The organism is Photobacterium marinum, from assembly GCF_000331515.1.
Lineage (GTDB): Bacteria > Pseudomonadota > Gammaproteobacteria > Enterobacterales > Vibrionaceae > Photobacterium > Photobacterium marinum.
On sequence record NZ_AMZO01000002.1, the window covers coordinates 424,941 to 440,345 of the forward strand.

At 43.0% G+C, this 15,405-nt stretch carries 12 protein-coding genes; 5 read left to right on the forward strand and 7 right to left on the reverse strand.

What is annotated here, in order from left to right; translation table 11 throughout:
* Window positions 1-107: 107 nt before the first annotated feature.
* From C942_RS03205 to C942_RS03220, 5 genes are all read right to left on the reverse strand, one after another.
* The gene (locus C942_RS03205; RefSeq protein ID WP_036798440.1) at window positions 108-1,760 is read right to left on the reverse strand and encodes a phosphoethanolamine transferase; all 1,653 of its coding nucleotides are present in this window, start codon (window positions 1,758-1,760) and stop codon (window positions 108-110) included.
* 27 nt (window positions 1,761-1,787) lie between these two features.
* Window positions 1,788-2,144, reverse strand: coding sequence for a diacylglycerol kinase (locus C942_RS03210; protein ID WP_036798443.1), 357 nt, complete (start codon window positions 2,142-2,144; stop codon window positions 1,788-1,790).
* A gap of 451 nt (window positions 2,145-2,595) precedes the next feature.
* On the reverse strand, window positions 2,596-2,853 hold the full coding sequence (locus C942_RS03215; RefSeq protein ID WP_007462357.1) for a YgjV family protein: 258 nt from the start codon (window positions 2,851-2,853) through the stop codon (window positions 2,596-2,598).
* A 434-nt stretch (window positions 2,854-3,287) separates the two neighbouring features.
* Window positions 3,288-3,437: a hypothetical protein gene (locus tag C942_RS25285; protein ID WP_007462360.1), complete on the reverse strand. Its 150-nt coding sequence runs from the start codon at window positions 3,435-3,437 to the stop codon at window positions 3,288-3,290.
* A gap of 35 nt (window positions 3,438-3,472) precedes the next feature.
* The gene (locus C942_RS03220; RefSeq protein WP_007462362.1) at window positions 3,473-5,728 is read right to left on the reverse strand and encodes an acetyl-CoA hydrolase/transferase C-terminal domain-containing protein; all 2,256 of its coding nucleotides are present in this window, start codon (window positions 5,726-5,728) and stop codon (window positions 3,473-3,475) included.
* A 381-nt stretch (window positions 5,729-6,109) separates the two neighbouring features.
* On the opposite strand from C942_RS03220, the gene C942_RS03225 reads away from it, so the two are divergent.
* The 3 genes from C942_RS03225 (at window position 6,110) to C942_RS03235 (ending at window position 9,559) form a co-directional block, all read left to right on the forward strand.
* Window positions 6,110-6,475 (forward strand): phasin-related domain-containing protein, encoded by a 366-nt coding sequence (locus tag C942_RS03225; protein ID WP_007462364.1) that lies wholly within the window; start codon window positions 6,110-6,112, stop codon window positions 6,473-6,475.
* A gap of 81 nt (window positions 6,476-6,556) precedes the next feature.
* On the forward strand, window positions 6,557-8,218 hold the full coding sequence (locus tag C942_RS03230) for a wax ester/triacylglycerol synthase family O-acyltransferase (RefSeq protein ID WP_007462365.1): 1,662 nt from the start codon (window positions 6,557-6,559) through the stop codon (window positions 8,216-8,218).
* Between the two features lie 204 nt (window positions 8,219-8,422).
* A complete protein-coding gene (locus tag C942_RS03235) occupies window positions 8,423-9,559 on the forward strand; it encodes a hypothetical protein (protein WP_157372536.1) in 1,137 nt (378 codons plus the stop codon).
* Between the two features lie 108 nt (window positions 9,560-9,667).
* Here the strand turns inward: C942_RS03235 and C942_RS03240 are convergent, their stop codons facing one another.
* Both C942_RS03240 and C942_RS03245 read right to left on the reverse strand, forming a co-directional pair.
* Entirely contained in the window at window positions 9,668-9,934 is a 267-nt protein-coding gene (locus C942_RS03240) for an acyl-CoA-binding protein (RefSeq protein ID WP_007462369.1), read from the reverse strand.
* A gap of 50 nt (window positions 9,935-9,984) precedes the next feature.
* Window positions 9,985-11,979: an SDR family oxidoreductase gene (locus C942_RS03245; RefSeq protein ID WP_007462371.1), complete on the reverse strand. Its 1,995-nt coding sequence runs from the start codon at window positions 11,977-11,979 to the stop codon at window positions 9,985-9,987.
* A gap of 274 nt (window positions 11,980-12,253) precedes the next feature.
* Here C942_RS03245 and C942_RS03250 point away from each other — a divergent pair, with 274 nt between their 5' ends.
* Window positions 12,254-13,891 carry a GMC family oxidoreductase gene (locus C942_RS03250; RefSeq protein WP_007462373.1) on the forward strand — a complete coding sequence of 546 codons (1,638 nt, stop codon included), beginning with the start codon at window positions 12,254-12,256 and terminating at the stop codon, window positions 13,889-13,891.
* A 271-nt stretch (window positions 13,892-14,162) separates the two neighbouring features.
* Window positions 14,163-15,239 (forward strand): PGAP1-like alpha/beta domain-containing protein, encoded by a 1,077-nt coding sequence (locus C942_RS03255; protein ID WP_007462376.1) that lies wholly within the window; start codon window positions 14,163-14,165, stop codon window positions 15,237-15,239.
* Window positions 15,240-15,405: the final 166 nt, after the last annotated feature.

Here is a 15,405-nt window from a genome sequence, read left to right on the forward strand (position 1 = left end):
AGTTTAATGACGGTAAGCGTTATGTGGCAGTAAGGTATGATAAGACGTTTAATAAACTTGATAAGGCGGCTTTCCCTGTAGAGGAATAACCGCCTGTCAGTAATTGATTAGCTACGACGACACTGACTGAAAATGTCCATATCTGCGTTGTAGACCTGGGTCTCTACATCCATGATGCCCAGCATCGAATGGAATATGTTGTCCTGGGAGTAGCTGTTCTTCTCTGCGGCCTGTGCAAGGCAGGACGTATTCAGCCTTTTTGCTTTCTTGAAGCCTTCGGAAGCCCAAACCATCATAGGTACTTTGGTCTGGTGTTCTGGTGCCAGGCTATAAGGTGCGCCATGCAGATACATGCCATTTTCACCTAGTGACTCACCGTGGTCAGAGATATAAAGCAGGGCAGTGTTATAGCGGCTCTCCAGTTTTTTCAGTTTACTGACCGTTTCACTGAGCACATAGTCAGTATACAGAATGGTGTTATCGTAAGTATTGACGATTTGTTCTGTCGTACAGTTTTCAATATCACTGCGTGGACAGTCCGGGGTAAAGAAGCGCTTACTTTCAGGGTATCGCTGGAAGTATGTAGGCCCGTGACTACCGATCAGGTGAATAGTCAGCATTCGATTACCCGGCATATTATCGACATCCTGTTCAAAGTTTTCTAGCAATGCCATGTCATAGCAGGTACTGCCGTTACAGAATTGATTTTCGACGTTGCGAGCAATTTCTTTTAGCGGAATGTGGCGCGCTACACCTTTGTCACCACCGTCATTTTCTTTCCATAGTAATGAAATCCCGGCACGTTTCATTATATCCAGGAAGTTATCCTGATTAGTTGCAATTTGCTTGTCGTAATTACTTTTTGGCAAAGCTGAGAACATACAAGGTACAGATACTGCAGTGGCAGTACCACAGGAGCTAACGTCTTTAAATGAGATCATCCCCAAATCGCGGGTATGCTGGTTTGTCGGGCGATTGTAACCATTTACTTCATAGTTATGAGAACGGGCAGTTTCACCCAGTACAAATACAAATAGAGTTGGCTTTTCTTCCGCATCTTTTAGTGCTTTTTCACTTTGATGAGCATCAAGGCCAATTTGTTGGTACTCAATTGGCTCGGAAAAGTAAGTGTTATTGATGTATTTAACTGCACTGTAAATGTAGTGAGTCGGAATGATCATTTTTTTTAGATGGCTGTTGTTGCGGCCTACCGAGCTGTAATCCTTGTAAAGGAAAAAAGCGATAATAGCGATGATTATCAGCGAGATAATCATAGACAGCAATTTTGTTACCACGAACCATATCGGTCGGGTCACAGGCTTAAACTTGACCAACGAGACGATGAAAGCAGGCAGAACTCCCATTGTAGCAGTCCAAAAGACAGAATAAGCGCTTAGGTACGAACTGGCTTCACTACTGTCAGTCTCAAATACGTTTTCTATCATGCCATAGTCAAAAATAACACCATAGTTGTACATGGCATAGCTGACGACGCTTGATACAACTAGCAGCAGTATAAAGAAAGGGCGGGTTATATATGGCCAGCTAAACAGGTTAAATAAAAAGTTAAATGCAGCGGTAAAAAAAATCGGGAGTGAAATAATAAACCCAACCTTTACATTATCTAGCTTGCTTAAAATTGAATTAAGTTCAGACAGGATTGGAATGTTAATAATAAAGGTAAAATATATTGCCAGCATAAATGTCAGGCTGACCAAAGATACTTCCTTTGAAGATATAAATTGCTTTAGTTTGTTCATAATAGTTTTAAACAAGAATTCCGTGTATTAAATCAGGATCACAAACCATGTCAGGCCAGCAAAAGCTAAGCTGACAAAAACGGCTGCCGAGCCAATATCTTTTGCACGACCACTTAGTTCGTGCCAATCCGGGCCAATCCTGTCGACGACGGCTTCTACTGCCGAATTCATCAACTCAACAATGACAACAAGCACTAAGCTGCCAATTAAAGCGAGTTGTTCCAGTCTGGTTACAGGGAAGGTGAATGTCATGGCAGATAATAGGCTCAGTAAGACAACTTCCTGTCGGAACGCAGCTTCATGTTTCCATGCGGCACTCAATCCCTTCATCGAGTAGCCTGTGGCATGAATAACACGGGTTAATCCTGTAGCTCCTGGTTTCATATTAATCTCAACACTTATTGAAGCCGCGATCACTCTTAGCCTGGAAGCTAATGAGTCTAAAAGAGGCCATGTGGATAAAAAGTGAAATCGTTTTTATGCTTTGACGATTTTTTGTGCTTTTTAAAAGTTGAAATTATTAAAAACGAAATCTTGCTGCTAATAAAACAGTGCATTGTAAGGGCTTGTCCCTCGTAGCTACATTCTATGTATGGGAATGTACAAATTAGCTGGCGGTAATTAATTAGCGGAAAACGAGCATTAAATAGCAATTAAGAAAAGGAAAATAGATATCTGTATTAAGTTGTTTGATTTTTCTCAGGGGTGAATTTGTATTAAATTGTATTGGTATGTCTTTGGAGGGGAGAGTTGAGATATAGTGCTGAGGTGATTGTAGATGAAATGAAAAAGCCAGTATGAAAACTGGCTTTTAAAATTTATGATTGGTGGCTTATCAGGCTGATTCGCATGCCATCGTATTTTGTTTGCCGCGCTCTTGCTGCATTTTCGCAAGGAAGTAAATATTTACGCAGGCAATAAAACCGTTAGTAACCACAACTGGCCAGGCATCGATCATGAAACCATATGTTGTGAATAGTACACAGCCGATGAAGTTTAAAATACGAAGCCATACGATGTCTTTCATCATCAGAGATATTGCAACCATCAGAGATGACGCATAGCCCACTATTTCAACCATGTTGAAATCCATAATGTTACCCTCTTCTCATGTCTTGCCAGTCACTCATCATGAGCGTTTTATCAATCGAGTAATTGATAGAAGGGGAGTTTCCGTGCCCCGAATGGTCTATGTATAAATTATGTTGAAACTATAACAATTAGAAATGTGATGGTGAATACTCAATATTCCATAAAGGGATGGATAGCGATTGCGCAATCGTTTGGCGGTGTGTTTGTTACTTTTTGTGATCGGCGCTGTAACGATAATTGATGAGACGGGTTTCTTATGAGTTTGATGTGTGTTTTGTTGCTGTTCCTTGTTGGAGCTGCTGTTAACATGGTTTTGTATGATTAATTAGCACATTTTGCGCGCGAAGTGAGAATGATTTCACTCGGATATAAAAAAGAAAGAAAGCCCGAGGCTTTCTTTCTTGTCATGATGGCAAATGCACTATCTGGTGCGATTTACTTGCGTTGTGCTGGTTCCACCTTTGGTTTTAGCGGCTGATCTCCGATAGTGGTTTTTCCCGGACAAACCTTTCTTACCGGGCACTTCGGGCAACCCCAAATAGCGGCGTAGGGACACAATGCCATTTCCTTATTTTTTTTTGCCATTAGCTTTCCTCATTAGCTGCTCACATTGCAGGCTGTTATTTTTTCTTGCCTGACAACTCAGATATTAGTACACGCTGAGTTATTTTATCCTGAAGATTCTGAGGATTATCCAAGCCGATGCGTTTCAGAAGTGTCACTGTATTTTGATCTGGCTTAGGTGCTTTTAGGGCATTTAAGACAGATTTTAGTTTGCCTGCAGGTGTTGCTGTTTTCACTTTCAGTGATTTCAGCGCTTTCCCTAGCTGAAGTTCTTCATCAGTGAAGCTACAGCCAAATGGGAACGGAGTGAAAATATCCTGTTTCAGGTATTGCTTGTGTTTTGCTCGAATTGCATCAGGTGTGTTGTTACCGAACTCAACCGGAATGGTGTAGTCCTTAGCCACTTTACCTGCTGCTTTGGCTTGCTCCAGAAGCTGCTGTTGGAAACGAGAGTCAGAAATCTTGATTAACTCGGTGTAGACCACATGATCCGGCTTACCACGCAGGTCGGCAATACCGTATTCGGTAACCACGATATCCCTTAGCTGGCGAGGTACTGTGGTGTGACCGTAGTTAAACTTGATATTTGATTCCAGCTGGCCTTTACGGAACGAACAGCTGCGTAAAGTAATGATTGAGCGTGAATCACGCATCTGGTGCGACTGAGCGACGAAGTTGTATTGACCGCCAACACCACTGACAACCTGACCGTTTTCCAGTGCATCAGAAATAACAGCACCATTCAGGGTAGCCATCATCGCAGAGTTGATAAAGCGGGCATGCTTACGCTGCGCCTGTTTCAACTGCTGGCTGCCGAGGAAGTGATCATAAAGATCGTTCACGTAGTTCACGCTGGTCATGCAGAACTTTTTATGATCTTCCGGTGACATATTCTTCAGCGCTTCATAGAAATCGCGAGGGCCGATGAAGAAGGCACCATGCATCACAATACCGCCTTTCAGTTTGTTACCCAGACAGTGTTTAGTGATCATGTCTAACGCTTCTTTGTCTGTCAGATCGCCAGAAATGGTTTGACCGTCAGTCTCCAACTTACCGTCGGTATGTTTCACCTCAGGCTTAAAGATACCAAAGCGTTTCAGATAGTTAACATCGTGCTTTGTTAATTGTTTCTGAATGGCATTAACTTCTAAAAGAGCAAGTAATGTTGAGACAGAGACGTCAGTAGTGATCTTCTTCTTATTCAGCAGTGTCTGAATAGTCAGATCTTCAAATACTTCACGCTTAAGAATGCCGGCTTCATAGAGATGGTAGAAGCCATCAACCATCAGTTCACTACAGCCATAGAGACCTTCATCGAAAGTACCGGTTTCACCAATGGTTTTGGTGACAGGGAATTTTTCTTCGACTTTAAGATCTTGAAGCAGCTGTTTATAAGTATCATTGTGTTGGTGGCGAAGCAGAGTACTGTAAATTAATGCGCTGCTTAGTGAACCGATACCGACCTGAAGTGTACCGCCATCTTTCAGCAATGAGCTGGCGTAGAAGCCAATCATATGATCTTCTGGAGAGATGCTGGCTTGCGGAGCTGCAAACAGGGCGTAATCTTTGTGGTCTGGCTTGAGGTTACCGTCCAGAACAAAATCAAACATGTTCGCCGGAATTTCCGCATGGTTTTCCATGAACGGCATGTTGCTGTTCACCTCACCGACAACCGCAAAAGGACGTCCCTGAGCTTTCAGTCTGTCAACTTCCGGGATCATATCCAGCGCCAGGTCTGAGTTACTGCACAGACTGTAGGTTGTTACGCCATCAATTGTACGCTTAGCAACAACCTGAGTGATAACGTTGATCCCTTTTTCAAACAGGTCGCGAGCTGCATGCGTATAGTTGGTGCTGGTGTATTTCTGCTGTTGCGGGCTATTTAAGAAGCTGCCTGCTTTAAAGAAGAACTCGCCAACAGAAATATTATCCGGCACCGCACCTTTTCTGAGATCCATCATGTAATCCAGATCCGGTACACCGGCAAATTCACGTTCCACAAAAGGTTCGAGGAAATTCTTCTCTAGTTTGCTTTTACCAACCGGTTTTTCAAGTGAAATACCGGTTTCAATACGAAGGTTAATACTTGGATCGGTTTTAGCCCGTTGATAAAGCGCATTAATGAAGGTAACAGACTTACCGATTGCAAGTGGGGCCCCAAGAACAACGTTATTGCCAACTGTTTTCAGTACCTGATCAACTAGCTCTTCTGCTTCAGCAAATTCCTTTGCTGGTGCTTTAGCCATAGTTGCAGATTCTTCCTTTGCAGGGGCGGTAGTAAGATTTGTATCAACTAACTCTAATACTGACATTATGCATTCCTTGTCCGATGTTTATTATTGGAGGCAGATTCTTATTATTTTTGTAATATTCTTCCCCTATAGAGTAGAGTGTTCACTCTATTTTTCTAATCTGATTAAAGTTTTATTTCAATAAATTGAAGTTAGTCACATCAAGTGCTTTTTTTATAATTATTTGTTAATTAGGTTGAGCATTCTAAAATGCGAAAGCGTTAATTTTACTGATAAATAAATCATTGAAATGAATGATGATTGTTGATTTGGTATACCGTGTGATGGATGTTGTTCAAAAAAGAAAAGATTAGAAAGAATTATCTAATTCCAATTGTTAGGCTTTGAGTCTGTTATAGGTCTAATTCCGGCATACAAAGAGAAGTTAATAGGAAATTAGTTATGATCAATCCGGTAAAAATGATTGGAAATATTAAATCTGTGACTCACATGGGTGAATCATCAGTCAGAACTGTTATCTTGGCTGGTCTGGGTGCCTATAGTACAGGTATCGAACAGTTTGGCATGGCTCAGCATTTAGTCACTAAGCGTTTAAATGGTCTGGTTGAAAGGGGTGAAGCAGTTGAAGCTGAAACTCTTCGGCGTGTAGATGACACTAAATCTGTAATTATGGATCGCGCAGGCCACCAGTTTAATTACGCGCTGAATAAAACTTGTGGCATTGATCGTGAGCGATTGAGCAACTTTGAAACGAAAATTGATCAGTTGCAAAAAGCCATCGACGAACTGGCTAAAAAGGAAAAGTAATTATATCAACGATTGTTTTAGGTCCACTGATTATTGCCTGAGGCAGATTGGCCCAAAGCAAGTTAGATAAAGGAACATCATATGCCAAGTTTGTCTCTACTTGACTTCAGTTTTATTGTTTTTGAAACAGCAAAAACACCAATGCATGTGACCGGGCTGGTGATTTTGGATCCGCCCGAAGGACAGGAACATACGTTTGCTCAGGATATCTATGATCATTTTTTGCAGCAAACAGATACAGTAGCCCCTTTTAACTGGAAGTTAAGCTGGTCATTAACCGGTAAGCCTCGCTGGAATAGCGTATCTAAAGTCAACCTCGAAGATCACTTACGGATCACCATGTTGCCTTCTCCGGGATCAGAAAAACAGCTTCAGCAGGTTGTTGGCCGACTACACAGCCAGGTACTGGATCGTAGCCGTCCGATGTGGGAGCTGTGGGTAATCGGTGGGCTTGAAAATAATCGCGTTGCCTTGGTAATGAAAATCCACCACTCAATGGCAGATGGCGTACGTGCCGCAACGCTCTTTACCCGCTCTTGCTCCTCAACTATCGAAGATTCATTCGGCAAGCCATTCTGGCAATGTGATCTGCGTAAGAGTGCTTCTCAGCGCCGCGCTGAAACTCACCTTACAGATATGGTGACAAAAACCGTGATGGCTGCATCGAAGCAAATTTCGTTGATTCCATCGATGGTGAGGCTAGGTAGTAAGTTGGCACTGAAGGCAGTTAAATTAGCGGACTGCGATCTTAAGGTTCCTTTTACTGCACCAAAGACACCGTTTAACTTAAGCCCTAAACGGAGCCGTGCTGTCAGCACGGGGCAATTCTCGATTTCTGAGCTGAAACATATCAGCCATATCACCGGCGCATCAATGAATGATGTCCTGTTTACAGTCAGTGATATTGCGCTGAATCGCTATCTGAATGACAGAGCTATTCCGTTACGCAAGCCGCTTGTGGCAATGATGCCAATCAATCTTCGCAAGAAAGACGATGTGGCAAGCAAAGGCAATAAAATGTCGGTAGGGCATGTAGAGTTAGGCCGACCGCATTTAACACCGCTTGAACGACTGGAAGTTATTGAGCATGCAACAAGTGATTTGAAGCGTGAAGCGATCAATATTTCACCGGATGCTTATGTGAACTATTCCATGATTGTGAATGGTGTCTCTCTGATCAGCGGAAAGTTTGGTCTGAATAATTTCATTCCGCCAGCTAGTAATCTGCTGATTTCTAATGTTCCCGGTGCGAAAGAACAGCTCTATTTCATGGGGGCAAAAGTTCAGGAGCAGTATCCGGTATCCCTGCTAATGCCGGGCCAGACGTTGAATATCACTTTCTTCAGTAACGCTGATACCATGTACTATTCATTGGTTGCTTGTTGTCAGTCATTACCAGGCTTTGAAGTTATTGCTGATTATATGAAAGAAGCGCTGGATGAACTTAAGTGTGAAGTGATGGCTACAGCGGCATCAGCAGTGGCTGATCAGCTTGAGTATCGTGATGATAGTTCTCTGGCGGTAGAGACTGCCGTTGAAGCGGCTAATGGTTCTCTGACGCCGGAAGATGAAGAGTTTGAAACTCTATTTGCTGAAAAGCAAAAGAAAGTGGAAGAACTGGAAAAGCAGTTGGCTAAACTGACGGAAATGCTTTCAGAGACGGTAGAGTTAAATCCCCAACTCTCCGCTCAGAACCAGGATGAGTTAGAAGGTCAAGAGAAAGCAGCAGTCAATCTTCATTAAAAACAATAAATACAATAAGACAGAAGCCACACAACGTAGGTTGTGTGGCTTTTTTTGTTATATACGTAACTGTCATTTATCAACCCCATTTTTATCTTTCTCCTTGGTTGAATAAATAACCTCGATAGAAATTTTCTAGTTATTCAAACTCTAATATTTGAACTTAACCAATATAAATGTTGCATTTTTGATTCAAGTCATAATTTGAACCTGTCTAAACGTCTAGCATCCATTTTTCTTATTGATAATCTGGTAATTAGGGAAATTATGCGCTCGAATACAGCCGTTTTATGTTTGTGCTTATTATCTTCTGTTCAACTGTATGGCTGTGGTGGTGGCGGGAGTGGTGGAAATAATAGCGGGACATCCGCTCCTGGTAATCTTTATCCGAATATTTCGGTACGAGCAGATAACACTGCAATGAATCCGGCCAGCTACTGTTACAACACCAATTCTAAGTTTCGTACTGATCATTTCATCATTGGCTCGAAAGGCTCTGTCAGTGATGCAAAGATGCAAGAGATAGCACGTGTTGCCCAGAATACTTTTGAAAATGATTTAGCCAAATTTAGTTGGGATGCATGGTCTGATCTTGGTGTCAGCTATTCTAAGCCTTTGGAAGTCTGTGTTATTGCAAGTGAAGGAGCTAATGGTGCAGGCAACGAACTTGGCTTTGTTATAGGCCCTGACCGTTCAGGTTCGAATTTGGATAAACTGGTTCAGCATGAACTAAAACATACTTATCAGGCGCGATTTATTGGTCCAACAGGGTTAAATGATGCTCATGTTTGGTTTGCTGAAGCTGTTGCTACCTTTCTGTCAACCAACGAAACAGTTAATGCTGCTTCCCTGAATGCATTTATATCACAAACAGGTATGACACCTACTCAGGTAACGCACGATGGGTTGCAGGAAGGTGTAATGATGCGGTTATCAGATAAGAGCACTGAATACGGCGCTTATAATATGGCGCTTCGTTACCTCCAAACTCAGGGCGCTTCTGTACAGGACTTTTGGGAAGTCTTTAAAACGATGAAGCTGATTGAAAAAAGCTGTAAAACCGATCATCAAAAAGCAATTGATAACCATGAAATGGTTAACCCTATTGATGAAAAGTCAACGTCTTGTACCGGTAATGCAAATGTGTATAGCACAGGTGCAACTCAATGGAATGGAGTCATTATTTCAGGAAGTATTGAGGATCACATTGTAGGTAAATCAGAGCCGGGGAAATCAAAGTTCCATGCAGCATTTGATTATGTGATGAACGCGCATAGTGTAACTTATGACGGCATTGACGATGTGGCTGCATTTCGCAGTACGGTGATGAATGGTATGTAAAACCGGCTGAATCTGTTTTAGCGCAGGTATTCATTTGGTGTGATACTTAAAATTACCAGTTACTAAAAAAGGCCGCAAATGCGGCCTTTCTAGTCAGAAGTTGACTGATTAAGCGTAAGCTTTAGTCAGTTCTTCAACTTTAGCTACATACTTCTGCATTGCAGTTTCTGCATCCATGCCTTTCAGGCCTTCCCATGCTTCGTACTTAGCAGCGCCTTTGAAATCAAACATGCCAGGACGTTTACCGTGAACATCACCTTCAGTCGCTTGCTTGTAGAGAGAGTAAAGAGCCAGCAATTCGTCATTAGAAGGGCGTTGAGTCAGTTTTTTAACGTCTACTTGAGCTTGTTCAAAAGTTGCTTTTAGATCAGCCATGATTTTTTCCTTAAATTAATTTTCCTAAAACACTTAAGTGTTCGTTTTTCTTATAAATGAACGCCTTTCAGCAGTGCAGAGAGAGCAATAAGTTCTGCCGAAGAGGCTTTTTCTTTGCTTCTTGCTTCTTTCCCTTGTTCGCTTTCCTTCGAATCCGGGAACATTCGGAATGAGCTATTCATGATAATTTCAGCCAGTTTAGGGAACAGGGCATGAACTAACTGGCCAAAGATACCCAAGTTAGTTGCAATGCGCTTAGGCTTATCAATGATAGCGGTTGCCACCATATCCGCTGCTTCGTCCGGTGTTAATGTTGGCACTGACTGGTAAATCTTAGTCGGTGCAATCATTGGCGTTTTCACCAGCGGCATATTGATGGTAGTAAAGTTAACGTTCACATCTGAGTATTCAGATGCTGCACAACGGGTAAATGCATCCAGAGCTGCTTTTGAAGCAACATAGGCTGAGAAACGTGGCGCGTTGGTCAGAACACCGATAGATGAGATGTTAATGACATGGCCGCCACCGTTTTCTTCCATAGATGGAAGCAGATTCAGAGTCAGCTTCAGTGCGCCGAAATAGTTCAGCTGCATGGTGCGCTGGAAGTCGTGGAAACGGTCAATCGAGTTAGCGATAGAGCGGCGGATAGAGCGACCAGCGTTGTTGATCAGAATGTCGACTTTACCGTGGTTTTCTAGCACTTCTGCTGACAATTTCTCGATATCTTCGATGTTAGAAAGGTCACACTGGTAGGTGTGAGCGATACCACCGCGTTTTTCAACTTCCAGTTTGGTGTTCGCCAGTTTTTCTTCGTCACGGGCAACCAGAATCAACTCAGCGTTGTTCTCTGCCAGTTTGTAGGCTGTTGCCTGACCGATACCGGAGCTTGCACCTGTGATCAGAATGATCTTGTCTTTAATACGAGCATTCAGGCTGCGATCACCTGAGATCTGAGGGTCCAGTGTACGTTCCCAGTAGTCCCAGATAGCTGGCGCATAAGAAGTCAGACGAGGACATTCGATGCCAGAACCTTTCAGGGCTTTCTGGGTTTCACGGCAGTCGAACTCTGTCGGATAAGAGAAAAACTGCAATGCAGAAGACGGAATGCCAAGATCTTTCAAGGTAACGTCTGCAATTTGCTTGACGGTAGGAAGTGAAAGAATGGCATTGCGAACCTGGTTCGGAATAAAACTAAACAACTTGGTATCGAAGCGGACAGCCATGCGAGGAGCGTGGCCAGCTTCGGCAAAAATATTCAGTACTTCACCAGAACGGTATGGCTTAGGATCTGTCAGGTGGAAACAGTTGCTGTCCAAACCATCTTTGTGAGCGATGTGATCCAGTGCGTCAGTCACATAGTCAACCGGTACTATGTTCAGGAAGCCGCCTTCAAGGCCGATAGTTGGTACCCATGCAGGCAATACTTCACGAATGCGCTGAATAAGTTTGAAGAAGTAGTAAGGGCCGTCAACACGGTCTGCGATACCTGTTTTAGAGTCACCAACAACCATACCTGGGCGGTAGATGCGGAATGGGACAGTACATTTTTCCCGAACCACTTTTTCTGACAGGTGCTTGGTTGAGAAGTACGGGTGCTCCAGATGTTCTGCTTCTTCAAACATATCTTCACGGAAGTGACCTTCGTACAGACCGGCTGAAGCAATTGAGCTGATGTGGTGGAGACAACCAGCTTCCAGAGCTGCTGCAGCATCAACGGCATTTTGTGTACCGGCGATGTTTACAGCTTCTTGAATCTCAGCCGTTGCTTTCAAATCGTAGATAGCTGCAAGATGGAAGAAGTGAGAAATCTTACCCCTCAGGGTTGCAATATCTGATTCTGTTAAACCCAGACATTCTTCCGTCAGGTTACCCTGAATTACGGTTAAACGACCTTCCGGAACATTGTGTTCTTCCTGATAGGCTGTCAGGGCATCACGTGCGATCTGATCGTGACAAAGCACATAGATTTCGCCCTCACGTTTTAACAAACGGGTGATAAGGTTCCGGCCCAAAAAGCCCGTACCACCAGTCAAAAAGTACGCCATTCTCTCTCCTTAATGTATCTACAACACTTTTCATATTCCTTACGGCAATATACGTTACACTGGTCAGAGTTGTTGTCTTTATTTAAAAGTGAAAATTATTAGCTAGATCACCTTTTTATTTAATTTAAATCGCTATTCCTCATTATTTTCAGGGAAATAAATTTAATTTAGATAAAAATAATCTATTATTTGAAAGGGTGTATATAAATAAATTAAATGACTGGGTTGTAAATAAGTTGGCTGGCAAAAAACACAATTAACATGAGAGGATGTTATGTACGATTTCATAATTGTGGGGGCAGGCTCAGCGGGATGTGTACTTGCAAACAGGTTGTCTTCAAATCCGGAAATTAAAGTGTGTTTGGTTGAAGCCGGACCAAAAGATTCAAGTGTAATGATTCATGTGCCACTTGGTATTATTGGCATGATGCATTCAAAAAAAATGAATTGGCGTTATTACACTGAAAAAGAACCCCATTTAAATAACCGAAAACTATTCTGGCCCCGGGGTAAAACACTGGGGGGAAGTAGTGCATCTAATGCAATGTGCTATATTCGCGGACATGCTTGTGATTATGACGAATGGGCTGCGCTGGGGAATGAAGGCTGGAACTATCAGGATGTCTTGCCTTACTTTAAGAAATCTCAGTTTCAGGAAAGAGGAGGTGATGATTACCACGGCGGTGATGGCCCTCTCCATGTATCTGATTTAAGGATAAGAAATCCGCTATCGGAAGCTTTCATCAAAGCGGGCAAACAAGCAGGCCATAAACACGTTCAGGACTTCAATGGTGAGGAGCAAGAGGGTATAGGCTACTATCAGGTTACTCAGAAGAACGGACAGCGCTGTAGTGCGGCTGTGGCCTTTATCAGGCCTGCTGAGAAGCGTGAGAACCTGACTGTGATTACCGATGCTCTGACTACCAAGGTTCTGTTTGATGGCACCAGAGCTAAGGGAATTGAATATCGTAAAGGCGGAAAGACGCACACATTAGAATGTAGCGGTGAAGTGCTTCTCAGTGGTGGTGCAATCAATAGCCCTCAGCTTTTGATGCTCTCGGGGATTGGTGGAAAAGAACAGCTTAATCAACATGATATTCCTGTTTTATGTGACCTGCCAGGGGTTGGTGAAAACTTGCAGGACCACCTTGATGTGTTGGCGGTAACACGAGAACGAACCTTCTATTCGGTTGGATTTTCACCGGTCGCACTGCTCAGATCCCTGAAAGGGATTGTCGATTATATCCTTTTCCGCAAGGGCAACTTTACCAGTAATATTGCAGAGGCTGGTGGTTTTGCAAAAACCTCACCGGACCAGGCAGCACCGGACGTACAGTTTCATTTTTCTCCATGTTTTCTTGATAATCACGGGCTTAACCTGTGGCAGACAATTCGTCACGGCTATTCACTTCATGCCTGTAACCTTCGCCCTAAGAGTCGAGGACAGCTGACTTTACGTGACCGTGATCCCGTGAGTCCGCCGAGAATTAAAGCTAATTACCTTGAAAATGAAGAAGATATCAACGTCATGGTGAAAGCGGTGAAGTTGTCGCGTGAGATTCTGAAACAACAAGCTTTTGACCGCTTCCGAGGGAAGGAAGTTTACCCGGGTGAGGATATTCAGACTGATGAACAGCTGGAAGCCTTTATTCGCCGTAAGGCTGAATCCATTTATCATCCGGTAGGTACCTGTAAAATGGGAATAGATGAAAAGGCTGTTGTGGATCCACGCCTCAAAGTTAGAGGTGTTACTGGTTTACGTGTTGTAGACGCATCAATAATGCCGACACTGGTTGGCGGTAATACTAATGCACCGACCATCATGATTGCTGAAAAAGCTTCAGATATGATCCTGGAAGATTATTTAAAAAAGTCGGTAAAGAGTGAAGAAGTAACTGCGAGTATTTCGTAATATATGTGATGAATGATTCAGGCTGATTTATCGGCCTGAATTGTTTTTTTAATAATATATTAAAAGTTAGAGTGCATTTTCTAAAATTGAGTGCCATAATTTCGAAGCATTTCTTATTGTTTTAATTAACTCATTATCCACCTACTATTTATCACTCTGTTTTATCGCACATAAAATAATAAATCCTTCCATCACATACCTTTATTCACTTGATTTAATTTTCATGCTAATCAATGATGGAAATTGAAAATGGCTTAAATAAGGTTGATGTATGATTTCCAGGAATAACCTAAGTCAGAAGTTCCAGTCCCTTATGGGGGAGTTGTCTTCAAAGGTGGCAGAAAATCGGGTTGTAGCGAAGGAAAAGCTCTGTGATTTTATTGAACATGGTTTGCCGCCTGGTCAGAGTGAGGCAGTGGTCGCGACACTGAATGGCTTGATTGGGGACTATCTGGTACAGCGCAATAGCCGCTTTGTGCAAGAGATGGTTTTCCGTGATCAAATGCAGACGTTGAGCCTGGAGCCTGAAATATTAAGCCAGCAGTTAACCCGGTGCACAGAAAGGATTGTTCTTTGTGTTCATGGCTGGTGCATGAACGATGTCCAGTGGAAATGGAAAGAACACGATCACGGGCGTAGTCTTGGTAAATACGGCTATACCCCGATTTATCTTCGTTATAACACCGGACAGCACATTTCGCACAATGGTGAATCATTTGCACAGATGCTGGAGCAGCTGATATCTGCGTGGCCGTGTGAGGTAAGGGAGCTGGTGATTATCGGTCACAGTATGGGGGGGCTGGTAACTCGCAGTGCTTGTCATTTCGGGCAGCAGCACCAACATGAATGGTTATCAGTGCTTAGAACCTTCGTAACTCTTGGTACTCCGCATAACGGCGCTCCATTGGCGCAGCTTGCTTGCTGGATTGATAACAGAGTCGGGGAAGCGCCATATCTGAAAATGCTGAACAAGCTATCTGAAATTCGCAGTAGTGGCACTAAAGACCTCAGCCAGGGATATATTCGCCATAATGACTGGAATACGCTGTCAGAAAGCGAAGAACAGCTGTTGGAAAGAGCGATGTTGCCTGATGGGGTGATGTGTTATGCCATTGCCAGTTGTCTTGGCCATAATCTCAATGACGATAAGAACCTTAGGTTAGGGGACGGTTTAGTGCCGGTATCCAGTGCATTGGGAGAATCGACCAAGGAGCAACAGGCTTTGAATTATCCCGAAGAAAACAAGTGGGTTGGGGTTGGTATTAACCACCTTGATTTGCTCACTCATCCTCAGGTAACAGGTATTTTGGAGCAATGGGTGCTAAGTAACACCGTTGATAATGCCTGATAATAATTCATAGCCAGATCTTTTAACGCCCCGTTTTTCGGGGCGTTTTCATGTCTACGATAAGGTAATCGACGTTTAGTGAACAATCTTTGCTTGATGTATATCTGATTTTTGATATATGTGAATAAACGAATGTACTAACTGTTGAGGTTGATTCCGTGGACAG

Excerpts from the sequence above, each read along its gene's own strand:
- C942_RS03205 (WP_036798440.1), bottom strand. The coding sequence starts at position 1,760 with ATGAACAAACTAAAGCAATTTATATCTTCAAAGGAAGTATCTTTGGTC.
- C942_RS03210 (WP_036798443.1), bottom strand. The coding sequence starts at position 2,144 with ATGAAACCAGGAGCTACAGGATTAACCCGTGTTATTCATGCCACAGGC.
- C942_RS03215 (WP_007462357.1), bottom strand. The coding sequence starts at position 2,853 with ATGGATTTCAACATGGTTGAAATAGTGGGCTATGCGTCATCTCTGATG.
- C942_RS25285 (WP_007462360.1), bottom strand. The coding sequence starts at position 3,437 with ATGGCAAAAAAAAATAAGGAAATGGCATTGTGTCCCTACGCCGCTATT.
- C942_RS03220 (WP_007462362.1), bottom strand. The coding sequence starts at position 5,728 with ATGTCAGTATTAGAGTTAGTTGATACAAATCTTACTACCGCCCCTGCA.
- C942_RS03225 (WP_007462364.1), top strand. The coding sequence starts at position 6,110 with ATGATCAATCCGGTAAAAATGATTGGAAATATTAAATCTGTGACTCAC.
- C942_RS03230 (WP_007462365.1), top strand. The coding sequence starts at position 6,557 with ATGCCAAGTTTGTCTCTACTTGACTTCAGTTTTATTGTTTTTGAAACA.
- C942_RS03240 (WP_007462369.1), bottom strand. The coding sequence starts at position 9,934 with ATGGCTGATCTAAAAGCAACTTTTGAACAAGCTCAAGTAGACGTTAAA.
- C942_RS03245 (WP_007462371.1), bottom strand. The coding sequence starts at position 11,979 with ATGGCGTACTTTTTGACTGGTGGTACGGGCTTTTTGGGCCGGAACCTT.
- C942_RS03250 (WP_007462373.1), top strand. The coding sequence starts at position 12,254 with ATGTACGATTTCATAATTGTGGGGGCAGGCTCAGCGGGATGTGTACTT.
- C942_RS03255 (WP_007462376.1), top strand. The coding sequence starts at position 14,163 with ATGATTTCCAGGAATAACCTAAGTCAGAAGTTCCAGTCCCTTATGGGG.